The 18,780-nt window shown below is 35.8% G+C and carries 14 protein-coding genes, 1 tRNA gene and 1 pseudogene; 7 read left to right on the forward strand and 9 right to left on the reverse strand.

The features are described 5' to 3' along the window. Window positions 1-700 precede the first annotated feature (700 nt). The 3 genes and pseudogenes from F6K23_RS42940 to F6K23_RS25505 form a co-directional block, all read right to left on the reverse strand. Window positions 701-859: pseudogene (locus F6K23_RS42940) on the reverse strand (transposase); the annotation flags it as partial. 181 nt (window positions 860-1,040) lie between these two features. Next, complete coding sequence (locus F6K23_RS42140) at window positions 1,041-1,340, reverse strand: transposase (protein WP_367267815.1); 300 nt, start codon at window positions 1,338-1,340, stop codon at window positions 1,041-1,043. Window positions 1,341-1,407: 67 nt separating this feature from the next. Beyond that, the gene (locus F6K23_RS25505; protein WP_293161019.1) at window positions 1,408-1,605 is read right to left on the reverse strand and encodes a hypothetical protein; all 198 of its coding nucleotides are present in this window, start codon (window positions 1,603-1,605) and stop codon (window positions 1,408-1,410) included. A 42-nt stretch (window positions 1,606-1,647) separates the two neighbouring features. Here F6K23_RS25505 and F6K23_RS25510 point away from each other — a divergent pair, with 42 nt between their 5' ends. After that, window positions 1,648-1,818, forward strand: a complete 171-nt coding sequence (locus tag F6K23_RS25510) for a hypothetical protein (protein ID WP_293161020.1) — start codon at window positions 1,648-1,650, stop codon at window positions 1,816-1,818. A 1,982-nt stretch (window positions 1,819-3,800) separates the two neighbouring features. Here the strand turns inward: F6K23_RS25510 and F6K23_RS25515 are convergent. After that, a tRNA-Ile gene (locus F6K23_RS25515) sits at window positions 3,801-3,873 on the reverse strand. Between the two features lie 185 nt (window positions 3,874-4,058). Here F6K23_RS25515 and F6K23_RS25520 point away from each other — a divergent pair. Together F6K23_RS25520 and F6K23_RS25525 are read left to right on the forward strand one after the other, a co-directional pair. Continuing rightward, window positions 4,059-4,727 (forward strand): hypothetical protein, encoded by a 669-nt coding sequence (locus tag F6K23_RS25520; RefSeq protein WP_293161021.1) that lies wholly within the window; start codon window positions 4,059-4,061, stop codon window positions 4,725-4,727. 215 nt (window positions 4,728-4,942) lie between these two features. Beyond that, complete coding sequence (locus F6K23_RS25525; RefSeq protein WP_293161053.1) at window positions 4,943-6,469, forward strand: hemolysin family protein; 1,527 nt, start codon at window positions 4,943-4,945, stop codon at window positions 6,467-6,469. A gap of 225 nt (window positions 6,470-6,694) precedes the next feature. On the opposite strand, the gene queF is transcribed toward F6K23_RS25525, so the two are convergent. Further along, window positions 6,695-7,120, reverse strand: coding sequence for a preQ(1) synthase (gene queF, locus F6K23_RS25530; protein WP_293161022.1), 426 nt, complete (start codon window positions 7,118-7,120; stop codon window positions 6,695-6,697). A 336-nt stretch (window positions 7,121-7,456) separates the two neighbouring features. Here queF and F6K23_RS25535 point away from each other — a divergent pair, with 336 nt between their 5' ends. Next, the gene (locus F6K23_RS25535) at window positions 7,457-8,044 is read left to right on the forward strand and encodes a hypothetical protein (RefSeq protein ID WP_293161023.1); all 588 of its coding nucleotides are present in this window, start codon (window positions 7,457-7,459) and stop codon (window positions 8,042-8,044) included. 932 nt (window positions 8,045-8,976) lie between these two features. On the opposite strand, the gene speD is transcribed toward F6K23_RS25535, so the two are convergent. Continuing rightward, window positions 8,977-9,399: an adenosylmethionine decarboxylase gene (gene speD / locus F6K23_RS25540; protein WP_293161024.1), complete on the reverse strand. Its 423-nt coding sequence runs from the start codon at window positions 9,397-9,399 to the stop codon at window positions 8,977-8,979. A gap of 158 nt (window positions 9,400-9,557) precedes the next feature. Further along, complete coding sequence (locus F6K23_RS25545; protein ID WP_293161026.1) at window positions 9,558-10,613, reverse strand: pentapeptide repeat-containing protein; 1,056 nt, start codon at window positions 10,611-10,613, stop codon at window positions 9,558-9,560. A 921-nt stretch (window positions 10,614-11,534) separates the two neighbouring features. On the opposite strand from F6K23_RS25545, the gene F6K23_RS25550 reads away from it, so the two are divergent. From F6K23_RS25550 to F6K23_RS25560, 3 genes are all read left to right on the forward strand, one after another. Then, the gene (locus F6K23_RS25550) at window positions 11,535-12,605 is read left to right on the forward strand and encodes an RNA-guided endonuclease TnpB family protein (RefSeq protein ID WP_293161028.1); all 1,071 of its coding nucleotides are present in this window, start codon (window positions 11,535-11,537) and stop codon (window positions 12,603-12,605) included. A 150-nt stretch (window positions 12,606-12,755) separates the two neighbouring features. After that, the gene (locus tag F6K23_RS25555; protein WP_293161030.1) at window positions 12,756-13,772 is read left to right on the forward strand and encodes a CHAD domain-containing protein; all 1,017 of its coding nucleotides are present in this window, start codon (window positions 12,756-12,758) and stop codon (window positions 13,770-13,772) included. A gap of 1,105 nt (window positions 13,773-14,877) precedes the next feature. Next, on the forward strand, window positions 14,878-15,534 hold the full coding sequence (locus tag F6K23_RS25560) for a Crp/Fnr family transcriptional regulator (RefSeq protein WP_293161032.1): 657 nt from the start codon (window positions 14,878-14,880) through the stop codon (window positions 15,532-15,534). Window positions 15,535-16,203: 669 nt separating this feature from the next. On the opposite strand, the gene F6K23_RS25565 is transcribed toward F6K23_RS25560, so the two are convergent. Then, window positions 16,204-17,385, reverse strand: a complete 1,182-nt coding sequence (locus tag F6K23_RS25565; protein ID WP_293161034.1) for an FtsW/RodA/SpoVE family cell cycle protein — start codon at window positions 17,383-17,385, stop codon at window positions 16,204-16,206. Between the two features lie 305 nt (window positions 17,386-17,690). After that, window positions 17,691-18,170, reverse strand: a complete 480-nt coding sequence (locus F6K23_RS25570) for a GNAT family N-acetyltransferase (RefSeq protein WP_293161036.1) — start codon at window positions 18,168-18,170, stop codon at window positions 17,691-17,693. Between the last annotated feature and the right edge of the window lie 610 nt (window positions 18,171-18,780).

The following is an 18,780-nucleotide window of genomic DNA, read 5'->3' on the forward strand; positions in this document are numbered from 1 at the left end:
TTAGTCAGCAATGCTCCTAGAAATATAGCACTACGCATTCAGGTAGGACATAGAATTAGAATGGTGATCGCTAAATGGGAAAGGCGATCGCTAAACTGGAAGGGGGATCATTATTAAGGCGTTGCACAGTGACGAATGATTTGAGATTTTTGATTGAATTGGATTGTGGATTTGAGAATTGCTAGAATGATTAATATTAGGTTTTTTTAGTCAAAATCTCAACCAATTTTTGGCAGTATCATTCCATAATGTGCAACCCCATTATTAAAATAGCCAAAATCCTTCAATGCTCCAACTATCTACTATGCCTGAACTTCCCCCTAAGAAAAATAACACAATGCCCAAGTCAAAGTAGTTGAGCGCGATTTTTCAACTACCCGTTACCAAAAAATGAGGTCCAAAGCCTCCCCTTTTAAGGGGATGAAAAAATATTCAGTTCAGTATTTCAAGCCTCCAGCTTTAGTCGGAGGTACTGATAACTGATAACTGATAACTGATAACTGAAATGACTGGGTACAATAGATGGGCTTTCAAGGCCAATATAGTAGTACATTTGTATGGGGGGAAGTTCAGCTATGAAAAGACCTTGAGACAATTTTTGAATGCTGCATCAACGCAATCTCTAATATTTTCAAATTCGTTTTTTCTTTGTTTCATTCATGTCTTCAATACTGCCCACCAATTTTCTCTGCATCTGCATGTTTAAATCGGGTGAATAGGTTGGCAAGTACCATATTTCACATCTGGCACTTTCCACTATCTCTCTAATATTTTCACCTTTATGAAAACTAGCATTATCTATTATTACATCTCCTTTTTCTAACTGTGGTATTAAGCATTTTTATAACCATTTTTCAAATAATATCATGTCCGGTAGCATCGGTCTTGTATAGTAAATAGGCAACAGCTCCGGAAGGCAACAGCTCCGGAAGGCAAGAAAAAAACTTAAATTTCCTGTAGATATCCACGCTAACTTTTACACAAACGATTGCCTTCGGACATGATTTTATATCATGTCTGGTTGAACAGTTATAAATAAACTACTCAGAATTCAGAATTTCCTTCGGAATACTCCGCAAACAGAATTCAGGAGGGAATAAAGAAGAAAATAAGGAGAAGGTTTTTTTATCACTAATTATCCGGACATGATATAAGTATCGATTACATCCACCTTCAAAAGTTAACAAAACCAAGATTTTTTTCTCTCGTAAAGCACTAATCCAACTGACTCTCTCTGCTCTTTTTCCTGATTTTAATCCATAGAATCTTTCCCCTTTTAGGCTATAACCATAACCATAATCATCTCGATTATCAAAACCTGCTTCATCTACATAAACCAGTTTATTTTGATCTACTTTTCATAGTTTTTCCATTAATTTTTGTCTTTCATCTTAATTTCTTTCTTCATCACCGTAAGTTTTTTTTTCTAGTTATACCCAATTTTTGACAAGCTTTTGATACATTTTGTTGTGTCAAATTATCTCCCCATAACTCTGCTATTTGAATTTGAATTTTGTGATTATGCCTCAAAACAAATTGTTCAAATTTATCCCAATCATTAATTTTCGGTTGTTTGCCCCCCTGATTCGTTATTGATTGCCGCAAAATATCCAGTTTCCTTTTTCATTTTGGTGGTGGTGCATAGTAATGGTAAAGGAAGTGTGGGGAGATGGGGACCCACCCGCGCACCCCTCCGGTGGAGGGGAATGTGGGGATATGGGGAGTGTGGGAAAAATTAAAAAATATATATCCTCACCATTACCATGCAGGACTACCTTCATTTTTAACCATAAATCAAGGGTATTTCTGCTAATATAGTTGAAAATCCGACAAATAATAGTTTTTTTCTCTCCTCTTTCTACAGAAGTGATTGCCTTCTATCGCAATTAATAACTATATGGTGCAGGCATGAAACAATCTGAAAATAAATTGGCTCATACCATTTTAACTTGTCCTAACCTGAATGCGTAGTGCTATAACTGATAACTGAAATTACTCCTTATCTAATTATATCAATGCTACCAAATTTGATATTCTCTCTGCATTGAATGGAAGTAGATCGGCAAAACAGAAATCACATTGCCATCAATTCATTTTATTAAGCTTCTAGGCAAAGCCAAATTCTTAATTCCAAAATACACTAAATTTTACTTTTGAGCAATCAAGGCTGTATTATTTATCTATCAAGATTTTCAGCTTTTTCTAGAGGGGTAGGAAACAGAAGTGCGATCGCATCTTTTTTCACCCTAAATTGCACCTTAAAAAGGGATGTTGAACTAATTTTGCTAATTTTATTTTAAATAACTAATACTTAGTTTGATTTTTGATAATTTATAATTATTCTAGTATTTGTACCTACTTGTCCAAGACATAGACAAGTTTAAATAAGTCAAAATGATAACAATTATAAATAATGCTGATACTTGTATCTGAATTTTTCTTGATTGACAAAGAAGTTAGTGGGACTTAGACAAAAATCCGGCAAAAAAGTCCTCAAATCTATACAGGGAGAGTTTTTTAGGTCAAAAAGGTATAAATTCAGTAGCGATCGGGGTTTTATACCAAGCGTGATAAACGTTTGCTACAAATAGCTAGGCTATTTATTAGAAGTCAACCCACCCCTAACCCCTCCCAGGAGGGGAAGTTAGGAGTTACCGAGTCAGAATGAATTGCTTTGATACTATTTTTTAGATTGAAAATTATCTTTTTAGTCACAGGGACATCTCCTTTCAACAATGAATAATGAATAATGAATAATGAATAATTACCTCTCCTTGAAAAGAAGAGGATTGACAAAGAGATGAAAATTTTTTTTTATTATCCCCTTAAAAGGGGAGGCTTTAAACCACAATTTTTCGGTAAAATCTTTTAGTCATTCCAATTATTGATAAGATTCTTTTTTAAAATTGGTATTAGCCATAAAAATGGCTTTGACCCCAAATTCTGCATTTCAAACATAAGGCAGCTATGCTATTTGCGCAGCATGACCTAGGAAAGGCATAAGGAAAAATCTGGTGTTGTCTTAGTTTTCAGCTTTTGATCTGTCCTCACCTTTGCTTCGACTGCTATATAAAATCCCTGTATTGACAAGTATTTATACTGTTTCAACAATTAATAATTAATAATTAATAATTAATAATTACCTCTCCTTAAAAAGAAGAGGATTGACGCGGTAGGGAAATTTTTTTCTTGTTTCTCCTTGAAAGGAGAGGCTTTAAACCTTAATTATTCGGTAAATTATAGCAATGTGCGCTGGCATGTTTACAAATTACAAGAACTGTCCAATAGCTAAAAGCTTTATATTATCGGTTTTTTATTCCCCCTTCCGCAGCTGTTGCTTTCCGGAGCTGTTGCCTGCGCACAGCGCTATATCTGCATTGAATAATGGGACTTACACAAAATCAAGCCAGAAAATAGGCTCAAATATAGATGGACAGAAGCTTTCACGTCAAAAAGGCATAAATCCTGAATTACCAAGAGTTTTAGCCATTTTTTAAGACATCGATGTAATTCCCTGCTCTAGACTGACTTTGATGCATTTTTCTTAATACCATGAGTATGACTTTGGCATAATACCAAATTCACCCAAAGGTAGTTACAGTATTTATATCTAGATTTCCATCAGGAAACCGAACCGCCGTAGCAATATTCTATGAAACCGGGATAAGTTAAACATTAAAGCTAGTTCCCTAAATCTAGCTTGGCAAAAAACAGGAAATTTTCTCGAAAATAGAAAATGCTAAAAACTTTAACCAGCAAAGATTTTAGTATATTTCCAGGAATTAATTTGATAAGTTGTATGCGCCCTGCTGGAATCGAACCAGCCTTAAAGCGAATTATGAGCTCGCTGCCTCCCCAATCGGCCAAAGGCGCTTATCTCTAAGTTTACCTTATATAATTATATAAAGTTACCTTGAAGTTTTCTCAGATTAGTGAACTTATTATAACATAGTTTCTTGACTTAAGTTAAATTTTTGGACATAAATATCTCTAAACTTGTACTAGAGTATAGTATATCATAACAGAAAACAATATTATGCCTAAGAAATAAAAAAACTATGAATTCTAGTATTGTGCTAACTCTAAGCTTACTAAGCCTAATGTTTGGAGCAGGTTTGGGTAGTGCCTCTTGGGGGTTTAAGCTAGGAAGGGAAGCTTTAAAAGGAATTACTCAACCAGATACTCGTCCCACTAATAATTTAGCAGGTGCTAGAAACAATTCAAATCGCCAAGAAGGATTGGTCTTTTTAGAAGAGGAAAAAGTTATTGCCAGTGTTAAAAATATTATCAGAAATGGTGGAGTAATTGAAGAGAAAACTACTAAAAAAGACTCCCAGAACAAACAAGCCAAGGTACAGTCTTCTCAAGAAAATCAATCCCAGCAAAGTTTTCCAATTGTGAGTAGTGATGCTGGAGTAGCTCTAGAAGTTAATGATGTTCGTCGATGGGGTAATTCTCTAGTTTTAGATGTCAATTTAAAAAATGAAGGAGACCGAGCTGTAAGATTTCTGTACAGTTTTTTGAATGTTACAGATGACGAGGGAAGGTCTCTCAGCGCCAGTACAGAAGATTTACCAGGAGAATTACCACCAAATGGTAGAAGATATTATGGTATTATTACGATTCCAGTTGCATTATTAGATAATGCCAAAGAACTTTCCTTGGAACTGACAGATTATCCCGATCAAAAGTTAGATTTGAAGATGTCTAAAATCAAAATAGATTAAGTGGATTAGATATTTTTTTGAGTAGGTTGTTAGTTAGATAAAAAAAGTTATCTATGACATAAGTTAATTCATTTATCACTTATCGATCCTCAGAGAAAGCAAAATTAAGTTTTAACTTTGAATAGCAAAGAGATCTAATGAAGTTGCCCAAGATTTAATGGTATAAATTGTTAAATATTAAACATGAAAATGTTCAGAGGTCTGAGGCAGAATCAATGGCAATAAGTTTGGGAGAGATGCCAAGCTTAGAAATCCTGACATCGACAGAGATAATGTCGCGACTTTTGTCAGTATTTCTGCTAATTACCATCAATGCCTTTTTTGTGGTGGCAGAATTTTCTATAGTTTCTGTGCGTAGATCCCGCATTAATCAATTAGTGGATGCAGGTGATGCTCAAGCAAAAATTGTTCAACAACTTCAAAAAAATATAGACAGACTACTCTCAACCACTCAGTTAGGTATAACTTTGTCTAGTTTAGCTCTGGGTTGGATTGCTGAAGGAACTATGGCCGTAATTGTTAGAACTGCAATAGTTGAACTACCCCTACCTATTCATATTAGTCAAGCGATCGCTCACTCCCTAGCTATCCCAATTGTCACCTTTTTTATTTTGGCTTACCTGCAAATTGTACTAGGAGAACTATGCCCAAAATCAGTAGCACTATTATATTCAGAAAAATTATCGAGATTATTTGGTCCTTTGAGTCTAGCTATCTCTCGCTTCTTTAATCCATTTATTTGGGTATTAAATCAATCTACTCGTTGGTTATTACGACTGATAGGAATTAAATACACTGGCAGTGTCTGGAAAACACCTGTTACCCCTGAAGAATTACAATTAATTATCTCTACTTCTACTGAATCAACTGGTTTAGAAGCAGAAGAACGACAATTACTTAGTAATGTCTTTGAATTTGGGGAAGTATCAGCTTTAGAAGTCATGGTTCAACGCACTAATATAGATGCTATCTCTAGTACGGCTACTTTTAAAAATTTGTTAGATGAAATTAAGGTATCTGGTCATTCTCGTTATCCTGTCATTGGTGAGTCCATAGATGACATTCAGGGTATTATAGATTTCAAAGAATTGGCTCAACCTTTAGCAAAAGGTTTATTATGCTCACAAACTTTAATTATACCTTGGATTCGTCCTGTAAGGTTTGTATCTGGACAAATGTATTTAAGTGAGTTATTATCATTGATGCAAAGAATGCGTCAAATCCCAAATAGTCGTCAGCACCCAGAAATGGTAATAGTAGTAGATGAATTTGGTGGTACTGCTGGATTAATTACGCGAGAGGATTTGATTGCTGAAATTATCGGTGGTAATAGTTATGAAGTAACTGGTACTGAAGAATTTACTCTACAAATGTTGGATGATCGGACTTTTATTGTGCAAGCACAGTTAAGTGTAGAAGAAGTTAATGAACTATTGAATTTAGATTTACCTCTAACTGAGGATTATCAAACTTTGGGAGGATTTTTGATTTATCAGTTACAAAAAATACCTACTGCTGGAGAAAAGTTATGCTATGAAAATCTTGAATTTACTATTATTTCTGCCGAAGGTCCACGTCTCGATCAAATTCAAATTAGTCAATTAGAAGAGTTAGAAAATGATCAAATTGTTAATGCGTTTTTAGAAGATGAAGCAGGAGAAAAACTCAATCAAAGTACATCAGATGAACTAATTGATAGCTCAGTTTTTCAGGCTGAAATTGACCCTCAAGATATGAACTAAAAGCTTTACATAAGCATTCAGCGTTCAGCCATCAGCTATCAGCCATTAATTCATTAACTTTATAGCAAGAAGTAGTATTGAAAGATTTAAAAAGAGTTCAAAGTATTGAAAAAAATTAACCTTGACCTTAGCAGTGTATATTCATTATTTGTGAAATAGATAAAAGCTAACTAAAAGCTAGCTGTTTGCGCAGCATTCCGCAGGAAATACTTGCCTTATCTTATATCAATTTTCTTTATAATGTTCGACTTCAATAGTAGTATGAACATTTCCTCGTGGATAAAAATTAGCTTTAATTTTTACTTCTAAAGGGTCGCAAGCTGCTACAAAATCATCTAAAATTTGATTCGCTGATTCTTCATGGGAAATATAGCGGTCGCGATAACTGTTAATATACAATTTCAGTGCTTTCAATTCTACTACTCGTTCATTTGGAACGTATTTTACGTCAATTGTGGCAAAATCTGGATAACCAGAAAAAGGACATTTACAAGTAAATTCTGGTAAAGTAATATTAATCTCATAACGTCTTCCAATACGAGGATTAGGAAAAGTAATTAACTCTCCTTCTGATATGTTTCGTTCTCCATATTTAGGTTCTTGTATACTAAACTCTTGAGAAAATTCATGGTTAGTTTCAGAATAATTCATAGATATTAATTAAATAATCAATAATTTGGAGATTCAATTTGTATAAGCATTCAGCGGTCAGCATTCAGCTATGAGTTATTAACTTATTATAATGCTGAAGTAGGGATTAGTCTCCAAGGAGAATTAAAAGTTATAAATGAAATTGGTCATCAGCTAACCTTAGTAATTGCTCTTATCTTTCAAAAGCTGTTTGCGCAGCATTCCGCAAGAAATGCTTACCAATTTGTATAAGTAAATATTTTTCTTTGATAGTGACTTGACGAATTTCTATTTTATTGCTCTAATTTCACTAACTATCCGCCATAATGATTGAAAAATATCATCATAGTTAAAGTAATGCAAAATATTAGCGCATCTAGTCAGATGGGACATAATTCCGAAAATAACTATTCTCCATCTGTACCTATTTCTGTATATAGAGAAGCTACTGCTGAACTACAAGCAGCTCAAATTAAGCTAGAATCACTCAAAGTTCATAATGAGCAGTTAATCCAGCAAAATCAAAAACTCAGAAGAGAATTTGAAAAAGTTATTCAGTCTGCGACACAGCTACAAGAAACTCTGAATTCTTCCCTGCTTGTAACTCAAGTAAATCAACCTCAAGCGCCTTCTTTTCCCAACTCTCAGCTTAGGGTAGATACTTTTAGAGATAACTCTTTTAATTCTGATTTTGAGGTAGATTCTCCTGAAACATCATCTGCTTCGCCTTCTCTACCATTTAGCGAGTCTAAAAAAATAGATCCAGATTCTCCAGAGTATCTATTTACAGAAGAGACAGATAGAAGTCGCTACAGTAGAACTTCTAATTCTACACAAGTATCTGAACTGAATGGAATTTGGTTAGTAGTTGCTATTTGTTTGATTGTAATTGCTGCATTTGGTGCTGGGTATTGGGTTGTACGCCCAATTTTAAATCAGCGATAATGCTCTGCTTTCCTCATTCAATAACAAATCTTCATCCATCTCAGAAATTACAAAAAAAACGTGCAGTTGAAAGCCAAGTGGCTTTAGCCCTTGGATGAAAACAAGTTGTGGCAATTTATTCCCAAGTATCCCAAAACATGGGATAATACTAATGAATGCGAGTAGTAACAAGGTTTGTCCCATAGACTCAATGCTAGTAGGGGTGAAACTCCTGTCGGGAATAAACTAGTAGCATGATTCTACCAAGAAACTCGGCACAGACAAACACCTCAGCAAGGATAGGGATAGCTCAAACTTGAGTAAAACCACTCTGAAAGCAAGACAAAAGTAAGGGCGATATATGTGGCATTTTTGTCAGCATATTTGAGTCTGTAGGTGGTATATGAGCTACCACCACTGGAAAAAATTAATCAAGTCCAGTGACAGCTAGTGGCCTTTCAGAATAGTGTTTTTAAACCGATTCGGAACAACTACTTAGAATCACCCATACTTTAGTCGGGTGAGAAGTCAAAGACTCAAACAAATTACAATCATCTATATACCCCACGGCTTTAGTCGTGGGACTATTAACTCAAACCAAGCATATATGTACTACCTTAGTTACAATTAATTTAGATGGATTGTTCATCCGATACTATTTTGTGAGCCATTTGCTAACAATGCACAGCAGCTTCAACCTGCTCAGAGGGTATCTCCCAATGCCTACAAGAAAACCTGTAGAAACTTTTAAACACTTACGTCGCCTTGATTATCAGCTAAACAGAAGTTTTAATTACCTAACTACAGAGCGCGGTTACTTAGTAGCTTAGTGAGCGCACCACAAACATAGTAGTTTGTGAGATTTTAGCATAATCTATACAACTAGATAAGTATAACTATATCAATATACATGAACTTATGTTAATAAATATTAGTAAATCAATAATAGTTATTTAACTTCTTGCTAAACTCGTTTGCGTCAAATTGTTAACATTACAATTTTTTGTAGAAGTATCTTGGACTCCCATCTCAGGGTCAAAACCACGCTTTATCTGAGTCAACTTGATTTGTTTAGCTTGGAGAGCAGTTTCTAGAATCTCTACAGCTTTATGGGGGTTTCCATGACCACAAAAGAATAAGTCAGCAGCAAAGTAACCTAACTCAGGCCATGTATGAATGGCAATATGAGACTCTGCCAGTGTTGCCGTCGCAGTTACTCCATGAGGGCTAAACTGATGAACACATAAGTCTATGAGAGTTGCTCCTCCTGCTGTAATTGCATCAATTAAAGAGCAACGGATACGTTCAGCATCGTTGAGCAGCTCTGCAGGGGACTGCCAGGCATCAACGACTAGATGGGTTCCCAATTGTTTCATTCTGCGCGGTTATACCTCCACCCGATTAAGGTCTGCAATTTTTTATTTTATCACAAAATTTTTGTTTTGAATTTTTGAATTATGAGTGATTAATGTAACCACTTTTGGAGAATTAGCTATTGAGCCAGACTTGCTCCATATATCTATTTTAACTCTCTCTATCTGTGAGTTGAACCATTCGGCATAATTGCTTCTTTTAAGCAAACATCCTCAAGAGCAGAAAGATTTAAACTAGACCCAATCAAGTTAGCATGACACAAACAAGCTTCTTTTAAGTCAGCACCTTTAAGAGATACTAGCAATAAGCCAGCACCATAAAGATTAGCTTTCTGTAAGTTAGCGCCTCGTAAATCAGCTTCCAATAAATTGGCCCCTGAGAGATTGGCAGCTTTCAAGTTAGCACCTCTTAAGTTAGCTTTGCTCAAGTCCACAGCTCGCAGGTCTGCTTGTTGAAGATTAACACCATTAAGATTAGCATTGCTAAGATTTGCTCCTTGTAAATTAACTCCACTCAAATTTGCTCCACTTAGATTAGCATTGCTCAGATTTGCCCCTTGTAGGTCTGCCTCAGTTAAGTCAGCAGCACAAAGGTTGGCCTCTGCCAAAGTTGCTTCTGTTAAATCTGTCTTGATTAATTTTGCACCACTGAGATTTCCTCGTTGTAGATAAGCTCGAATTAGACTTGCCTGATTTAATAAAGTGCCACTTAAATCTACCTCACTCATAATTGCCCGATTCAAAGTGGCCTTAGTTAAGTCTGCGCCACTGAGAATAGCACGGCTGAGAGTAGCTCCTGTGAGGTTGGCTTGAGTCAGTTTTGAGCCATTCAGCAAACAAGTTCCCACCATGCTGGTGCCAATTAGAATAGCTTCTGTTAAATCTGCTTCTGAAAAAATAGCCCCACTCAAAATTACTCCAGTTAAGTCGGCTTTAATAAGAGTAGTTTTAGTAAAGCTCGTAGCGCTCAAATTAGCTTCAATTAACTTAGCTTCAGAAAGATTAGCATTACTAAAATCTGCACCAACTAGATTAGCTCCAATTAGTTTAGTTTTAGCTAGGTAAGAATCTTTGAAACTAGCATTACTTAAATTACTTCGATTAAGGTTAGCTGCACCTAAATTCACTGCAACTAGGTTAGCTCCTGGAAAATTTCTTTCTCCTTTGGAGTGTCTAATTAATAATTCATTTGCGCTTAAAAGCTCGCTGACATTCATAAAATAAATCTGTTAATTTATCTAGATTTGTGTTGATTTGCTTGATTTCCTCTGAATTGCCAATTAATTGCCAAATATTAAGTTTAAAGAATTCTATATTTGGTTAAATTTTCAACAGAAATTATTTTTTGTTAATGCTAAACAAAGTTTGTCGGCGCAGCCCTCATCTGGGATGTCCTAGTTTAAATAGGTTCATAAGTCTTGGATAATAGAACTTTACTCCATGACTAATTACTATTTGTTGTATCGATCAAATTACAGGAGTTGTTTACTGGCATCCTTGCAGTCTAGAGACCCTTGTGTGGCTGCGGGTCTGTTCAGCTAGTGTCACCCCCCTGATAGTTCGTGGGACAACTAGATTGCAAGTTGTTATTAAGCTGCACAATAATTAAGCTACCAGGTTCGTCTGAAGCTGAACCTTGAGTATCTGATGTTCTTATAATGCATTTATTGCTTATATCTATTTGCTCCATCAGTGCCTAATTTTTTTGAAATTGGCTGCTTCGCTAGTAAAAATGATAGCTGACAATTGACGATTAGACAAATTTTTGTTAGGTCAGTCTGAAATCTCTATGATTAAAAGAATTGAATTGACAAAAAGTTTTTTTTATGATATTAGAGTCTTTTGACCGTTAAAAGTATGGCTCATATCAAGTCTGATTGAATAAGCATTATAAAGCTTGCTTCTGCGAAGATCAAGAAAATTTGTTAAAAAACAACAAGAAGTGTTATTATAAAAGTTTTGCAGAATATCGTAGACGTGACTGCAAAAGTTGAGTTAGGGCTAACTACTGAAGCCGAATAATTGGACAAAGTTAGACAAATATTAAGAAATATTAAAAAACTCCTAATTATCTGCTATCATACACTCATTCATCTTATAATTATCAAAGACTTTTTTTTCATGGTGTGCGTGTTCAAATGCAATCAATCAAGACCAAATTAAAAGTTAACAATTACCAAAAAACAATACTTGCCAAACACGCAGGTGTAGCCCGTCATGCTTATAACTGGGGATTAGCAACTTGCATTACTGAATATGAATCAAACAAGAAACGACTGAGTGCTATCACTTTACATAAGCGTTTGGTGAGGGAAGTAAAAAGCGAAAATCCCTGGTACTATGAAGTATCAAAGTGTGCCCCTCAAGAAGCTTTAAGAGATTTAGAAAGGGCATTTAAGAACTTTTTAACTATTCCTAAATTTGGGTTTCCGGTCTTTAAGAAAAAAGGGAAAAAAGACAGTTTCTATTTAGAAGGAAGTATCAAAATCCTGAGAGGAAACTACATCAAACTACCAAGAATAGGAATAGTAAAAACTTATGAAATCTTACCATCTGTACCAGTCAAAAATGTGAGAATATCCAAGCGGGCAGGTGAGTGGTACATTAGTTTTAAGTATGATGAATGTAAGCCCAAACCTCTGAGTAAAAAACGGGCTATTATCGGTGTAGATGTAGGTATAAATGCCCTAGCAACTTGTAGCGATCGAACAACCTACGCTAACGTCAAAGCCTATAAACAAGCCAAAAAACGACTAACTCGTTATCAACGGCGTGTCCAGAAAAAAGAGCCTGGTAGCAAAAACAGAGCCAAAGCAGTAAAAAAACTAGCCAAGACTCACAAAAAAGTAGCTGATATCAGAGCAGATGCACTACATAAACTGACAACATGGTTAGCTAAAAACCACAGCACCATAGTGATAGAAGATTTGAATGTAAGTGGAATGCTAAAAAATCATAAATTAGCAAGTGCGATAGCAGACTGCGGTTTTTATGAGTTCAAGCGTCAGCTCATATACAAGTGCGAGTGGTATGGAAGCCAGCTAGTGATAGCAGATAGATTTTATCCAAGTTCTCAGATATGTTCTCACTGTGGACATCAACAGAAAATGCCTTTACATGAGAGAACTTATAATTGTGCTAACTGTGGATTTCAAGCTGATAGAGACTTTAATGCTGCTGTCAACCTAGAAAACTATGTGAATAAGTAGCTTGAGTTTCAAGCGATTTTAAGCCTGTGGAGAAGATAAGTTACAGACTGCGGTCAGTGGTCTTCTGTGAGACAGGAAGCTAGCTCCAAAGCTCATGCAATCATTCATGGGTAAGTTTGGGTAAGTTTAGTAGAACGGTTTCAATTAACTATGACAACACAAACATTGCCGAAAATAAATAGTCTTGGAGACTGGGCATCCTTAGCTTTTGAAAAGCATTTTCAGAAAACCCTTAGACATGAACCAGAGGTACTCAAAGATCGAGACCCAGAGGAACTACATCAAATGCGTGTGGGTATGCGTCGCTTGCGCTCTGCTGTTCAGGGGTTCAGGCCAGTTGTCACTTTGCCGAAAGCAGCTCAAGATCGAAAGATTGGTAAAATTGCTCGTTGTTTAGGGGGTTTAAGAGATTTAGATGTTCTTTTAGAAGCGCTTCAAAATCGCTATCAACCAAATTTACCTCCTCAAGAACAGGCAGAGTTAGAGAAGGTTATGCAGCAATTACGAAAACAACGTCGTCAAGCTTTTAAAAAAGTACGAGGAATACTGGGAAATAAGAGTTATTTAATGTTGAAGCAGAAATTGCAGGAATGGTTGGATAACCCAATTTATACAAGTATTTCTCGCCTACCTATTCAAGAGGTATTACCAGATTTATTATTACCTGAAGTTAGTAAGTTACTTCTTCATCCTGGCTGGTTGGTAGGTATTGAAACAGAGGATTTAGAAACAAGTGATAATCAGGATTTTTTACTCAAAAAAACTAATTCTAAGCATCAAGTAGTCAAAATTAATAATGATGTTTCTTCGATAAACATTAGCGATCAAGATGAGGAAAATCTACATAGTCTGCGTAAGGAAGTAAAGCGGGTTCGTTACCAAATGAGTTTGTTTACAGAATTTTATGGTCCGACTTATGAAGCTTATTTAAAAGATATGAAAGAAATTCAGGAATATCTCGGCGATATTCAAGATTCTGCTGTGTTAAGAGAATTTCTGGAAAAAGTTTTACGATCTAAAATTGACAAAGTTCTTCCTACCTTAGAGAAGCAACTGCAACAAAATTGGCATCAAGCATGGCGAAAATGGCAGGTTTTGCAAAGACGATATCTTAATATTCAAGTTCGACAAAATTTCCGTTCTGAATTCTTGCGACCTGTGGCATAAGTTTGGGAGTGTGGGAAGTGTGGGAAGTGTGGGAAGAAATTTAAAAATATATATCTTCACCATTACAACCCACATTCCGCACTTCAACTTGTAACATGAAAATTAGTATAAAATCCTGAGGTTGCTTAGGTATTTATACTATATAAATTATCTTCATTTACCTCGATCAGGAGTCAAATTCTCAGTTAGATATTAAGCATAAATACTTTCTGAATCCTTGATTCCTATTAACCACTATAATTTATAATTTTCTTCTTACTTTTGACTTTTGAATGCATGACTGTCAGATGTGCGTCTTACATTCTGAGGAAACCTCGCCAATTAGCACTCGATGCATGACTTATATTTTTATGCTACATTTTGTGGTGCCGAATGTGGGTTACAATGCAGGACAACCCAAAATACTAACTTTTTTTACTCCAAAAAGGCTCTTGCCTTTATTTTTAAATCCTTTGAGACTTGATCAGCAAGCCCTAAATTATAATGCGATCGCCATCATAGAGCAATATGACTAACAACTTAAGAGAATCAAGCAGCAGCCAATGCAGGACTAGAGATAAAGTTGAGTGCAATAACAAAGCCAACAAAAGCAATAAGGATGTTCTGGAATATTCTGTTCAATTTCATAGTAAATTTTCCTAGAAAGCTATAGACAAGTTGAGTCTCATATTAGGAGCACTAATACTCTAGCAAATATCCTCTTTAGCGGTCTATTAAGAAATTTTACAATTTACATAGCTGCATTAATGTAGGCTAATTCCTACAAAGCTCTCTATCTCAAACCACTATGTTTAGGCTCAAAGTTTGATTTGGGGGGAAACTGCGAAGACGATTGTTTGAAAACCAAGCAGTGGGTTTGTTCATTCAATACGCTATACTTAACCGCATGATACAGAATAGTAAACCTGTAAAGTTATCAAATAGACATTTAGTCTCTCCCTCTTGTGGAAGTAATCTGCGATCGCCCACTTCATGCAACAAAGCCCTTCTGACTTCAAAAAGCTTAACCTATTACTAATCTTTTAATTACCTAATCTTTACTTTATTAGGATAACCTCAGTACTATGTATATAAAACCAGTATATGTAAACTGGAATGTATAAATATGGCTCAAACTTCTAGAGCAATCATAGAGAATGATCAGTATAATACAAGTTCAGAACGTCATCTACACTTTTTTAATAAAGGAGAAACAATACCTTTAATGCCACAAGGTATTTGGCAAATTTGTCAAGGTTTAGTGCGACTCAGTACTCTTTATTCAGTAGGCGAAGAAGGTCTACTAGGATGGGGTGGCCCTTCTATGTGCTTTGGCAGTTGTTTTTCCCACTTACAGACTTATCGAGCAAATGCTTTGTCAGATGTTTGTCTAATGTGGTACACAATGATCGAGATAGAGGCTTCCCCAAAATTAGCCCAAGAATTGTTACCTCAATTAGGAAGACGATTTCGACAAACAGAGGCCTTGTTAGCGATTGTTGGACAACGACGAGTAGAAGACCGTCTCCATCAGTTATTATTATTGTTGAAGCAAGAATTTGGTCAACCCGTGACTGATGGTACTCGGTTGAGTATTCGCTTGACTCATCAAGATATTGCTGGTGCAATTTGTACAACGCGAGTAACTGTCACGAGAATTCTGGGAAAATTACAACAGCAAGGATGGCTTAGTAGAGATAAAGATCGTCATCTGATATTAAAAAATGAAGCTTTTGCATACTCATCAGATTTGTTTGGATTTGTCAGTAACAATAATCACTAAACTTACTCAAATAAATTATAGCGCTAGGGAATAGGGAATAGGCAACAGGGAACAGGGAACAGGGAACAGGGAACAGAGAATAGCAAAATGTAAAAGGGTTTTAACATTGAAAAATGTCCTAACCAGTTCTTGTAGTGCTATATTAGGAATCTCCACAAATCAAAAATAAAATCAATTATCATATCATGTCCGAAGGCAATCGTTTGTGTAAACCCAAGCATGAATATATGAGTAAATTTAAGTTTTTTCTTGCTCTTAACTTTAGCCTTCCTGCCTCTTCCCTCTTCCCTCTTCCCTCTTCCTTCTTTCTTCTTCCTTACTCGGAGGCAAATTTACGGAATTATTAATAATTAAATAATTCGCGCCTTGAAGCCTCCCCTTTTAAGGGGAAAAAAAGCGGTCGATCTTCGCAGCTTCCCCGTTGGGTGGGATGGCGAGGTCTCGGAGCCATATCCATGAGACCAAGAAAAGAAATAATATCTCCTTATATTCAATCCTCTCAGTTTTAACCAGAGGTAATTATCCATTATCAATTAATGAACTTAGCTATACAATACCGATGCTACCGGGCATGATATCACACAGAAATTATCAATTATTTCCCCTCCTGGGAGGGGGAGGGGCGAGGGGTGGGTTCTCTACTGCTTACTGCCTCTTTTCTGGAGATGTCTATTGCACATAGCGCTGTCTTCGTAAGCGACGTTCTTTCAAGATTAAAACATCTGCTTGATTTTCTTCTCTAGCTACTCTAACTAATAATCCAGCTAGCAATAAACTACCAATCATTGAACTACCGCCATAACTAAACATTGGCAATGGTAAACCTGTAGTTGGCAGTATCCCAGTCGCAACACCTATATTGAGGAAAGACTGACCGACTAAAGCTATCATTACTCCGATGGCTACAAGTTGATGTTCCATTCTAGTAGCTTTTAAGGCAACTCTCAAAGCAATAACACTGTATATAGCTAATAACAGTAACAGTAATAAGGCTCCCACAAAACCAAACTCTTCAGCATAAACAGAAAATATAAAGTCACTATATGGAATAGGAAGAAAATGTAGCTTTTGCTGAGATAAACCGAAACCGCTGCCCCAAATATCTCCAGAAGCGACTGCTAGTAAACTTTGAATTAACTGATAGCCATCCCCCATTGAATCTGCCCAAGGATTTGTAAAAGAAAGAACTCGCCTCCTCTGATAATCATTAATGCTGACGCTAATGGTCGCTAAAAGAAATCCAGCTAAAGCAATACCTCCAAGATAAAAATAAGGTAGTCCTGCTGCAAAGGCAATAAACCATAAAATCATACCACATAAGGCGGTGGTGCTTAAGTTTGGTTGTAGTAAGATAGATGCTAGTATTAAAGAAAAAGTACATAACCAAACTATCCTCACTAACCAACTCAAGCGACTCCATCTGCTATACAAATTAGCTGCTTGCAGAACCAAAAAAGGTTTCATTAGTTCAGATGGTTGAATAACTACTGGGCCTAAAGATATCCAGCGAGTTGCACCATTAATTGTAGTTCCTATTCCTGGTACCAGGGTGAGAAATAGTAGAGTGAGTATTAAAATTATGCCTATTTTGGCAGTTTGCAGCATAGTAGATAAGCGGGTATAAACAATTATATTAAATCCCATAGTTCCTACTAAAGCCCATATTAACTGCCTTTTAAAAAAGTATAGACCGTCTCCATATTCTATTGCACCACTGGAATAGGAGGCGGAAAACAATACGACTAAACCGATAAATAACCAGAGGAATGTTAACCACCGCAATAGTCTAGCTTCTATCGCCCATGTTTGGACTTTGGGGTCGAAAAAGGGAATGAGATAACGTAAATCCATATTATTAGTGCCGCTACGCGGAAGTTAAAAGTTAAAAGTTAAAAGTATTGGTTGGTAAGGCTTTTAGGATTTTGTAACTGGTTAGTTATTTCTGCCATCCTGCATTAGGTATAGGTAGCAGGTGTTAGGTGTTAAGTGGTAGGTGCTAGGTAAATTTTTTTCATCTAAGGCTATAATCTTAATTAATTTACCGAAAATTTGGGTCTATAGCAAAAAATGGGTTGCTTAGGACATAGACTGATAATAAAATTTAGACAGGGAAACTTTTTTCCCACTGTTGCCTGTTGCCTATTCCCTATTCCCTACTATAGAATTTTTTGATAAATGCGATCGCAGCGTTTTGTTTCTACGCCAGTTGTTAAGTGATAACCGCTACTTTCATATAATTTAACAGCTTCTTGCAATACTGTTGCTGTTTCTATCCAAATTTCTTGAAATTTAGATTCTATAATTCTGTTTTCTAATTCTTTTAATAAAAATTTTCCTAAACCTTGGTTTCTGACTTCTGGCAATAAGTACATCTTTCTAATTTCGGCTGCTTTATTACCTCGTTGAATTGGATAATATGCGGCAGTGCCTAATATTTTTTCTTGTTTTTCTACTACCCAAAATTCTCCTCCTACATTTTGATAAAATTTTTCTACTTGTAAGACATCTTGATCTGCATCTTTGGGTTCCCAGTTTAAACCGTATTCTGCCAGAACAGAACTGATAATATTTGCTACTATTTGACGGTCATCTGGTTGCCAATTTCTAATTACAAAATCACGATAATATTTTTTCATAATTTAAGCAGGTTTTAGGTGGTAGATTAAAGCTTTTATCTTTATCAGAAAAAGGTTATGTAGCAATCTTATTTGAGTTGTGAGATATTGTAGATTTTAGGGAACAGGGAACACCGAAGCAAATTATCACAAATGATTTAGAATTGCTATATAGAAATCCCAAATAATTTGTAAAAAATCAAAGGATATATATAGACTCTGAAACTTTTACCGAATAATTAAGGTTGAAAGCCTCTCCTTTAAAGTAGAAAAAAGCGGTCGTTTGCGGAGCATGAGCTTAGGATGGGATGGCTATATTTCCTCGCTGTCCGACCATCGACCAAGATAAGAAAAATTTTTCCTTTTAGTCAATCCTCTTCTTTTCAAGGAGGGGTAATAATTAATTATTAATTATTAATTATTAATTATTAATTGTTGAACTCCTCAACCATTTGTTTACCCAGAGCTATAAAATCTGATAACTTATAGCTGATATAGAATCCGGTTATATATATGTTCATAATTCTATCTAGACTTCAATATCAAATCTCCCCATCTCCCTATCTTCCCATCCCCCTCAAATATACAATTAAGTGTTTAGCCTGATTTTATATGAGGGTTTGGAGACCAA

The organism is Okeania sp. SIO2C9, assembly GCF_010672455.1.
In the GTDB taxonomy this organism is placed as follows: domain Bacteria; phylum Cyanobacteriota; class Cyanobacteriia; order Cyanobacteriales; family Microcoleaceae; genus Okeania.

Excerpts from the sequence above, each read along its gene's own strand:
- F6K23_RS25520 (WP_293161021.1), top strand. The coding sequence starts at position 4,059 with ATGAATTCTAGTATTGTGCTAACTCTAAGCTTACTAAGCCTAATGTTT.
- F6K23_RS25510 (WP_293161020.1), top strand. The coding sequence starts at position 1,648 with ATGGTAAAGGAAGTGTGGGGAGATGGGGACCCACCCGCGCACCCCTCC.
- F6K23_RS25555 (WP_293161030.1), top strand. The coding sequence starts at position 12,756 with ATGACAACACAAACATTGCCGAAAATAAATAGTCTTGGAGACTGGGCA.
- F6K23_RS25570 (WP_293161036.1), bottom strand. The coding sequence starts at position 18,170 with ATGAAAAAATATTATCGTGATTTTGTAATTAGAAATTGGCAACCAGAT.
- F6K23_RS25525 (WP_293161053.1), top strand. The coding sequence starts at position 4,943 with ATGGCAATAAGTTTGGGAGAGATGCCAAGCTTAGAAATCCTGACATCG.
- F6K23_RS25535 (WP_293161023.1), top strand. The coding sequence starts at position 7,457 with ATGCAAAATATTAGCGCATCTAGTCAGATGGGACATAATTCCGAAAAT.
- F6K23_RS25550 (WP_293161028.1), top strand. The coding sequence starts at position 11,535 with ATGCAATCAATCAAGACCAAATTAAAAGTTAACAATTACCAAAAAACA.
- queF (WP_293161022.1), bottom strand. The coding sequence starts at position 7,120 with ATGAATTATTCTGAAACTAACCATGAATTTTCTCAAGAGTTTAGTATA.
- speD (WP_293161024.1), bottom strand. The coding sequence starts at position 9,399 with ATGAAACAATTGGGAACCCATCTAGTCGTTGATGCCTGGCAGTCCCCT.
- F6K23_RS25560 (WP_293161032.1), top strand. The coding sequence starts at position 14,878 with ATGGCTCAAACTTCTAGAGCAATCATAGAGAATGATCAGTATAATACA.
- F6K23_RS25565 (WP_293161034.1), bottom strand. The coding sequence starts at position 17,385 with ATGGATTTACGTTATCTCATTCCCTTTTTCGACCCCAAAGTCCAAACA.
- F6K23_RS25545 (WP_293161026.1), bottom strand. The coding sequence starts at position 10,613 with ATGAATGTCAGCGAGCTTTTAAGCGCAAATGAATTATTAATTAGACAC.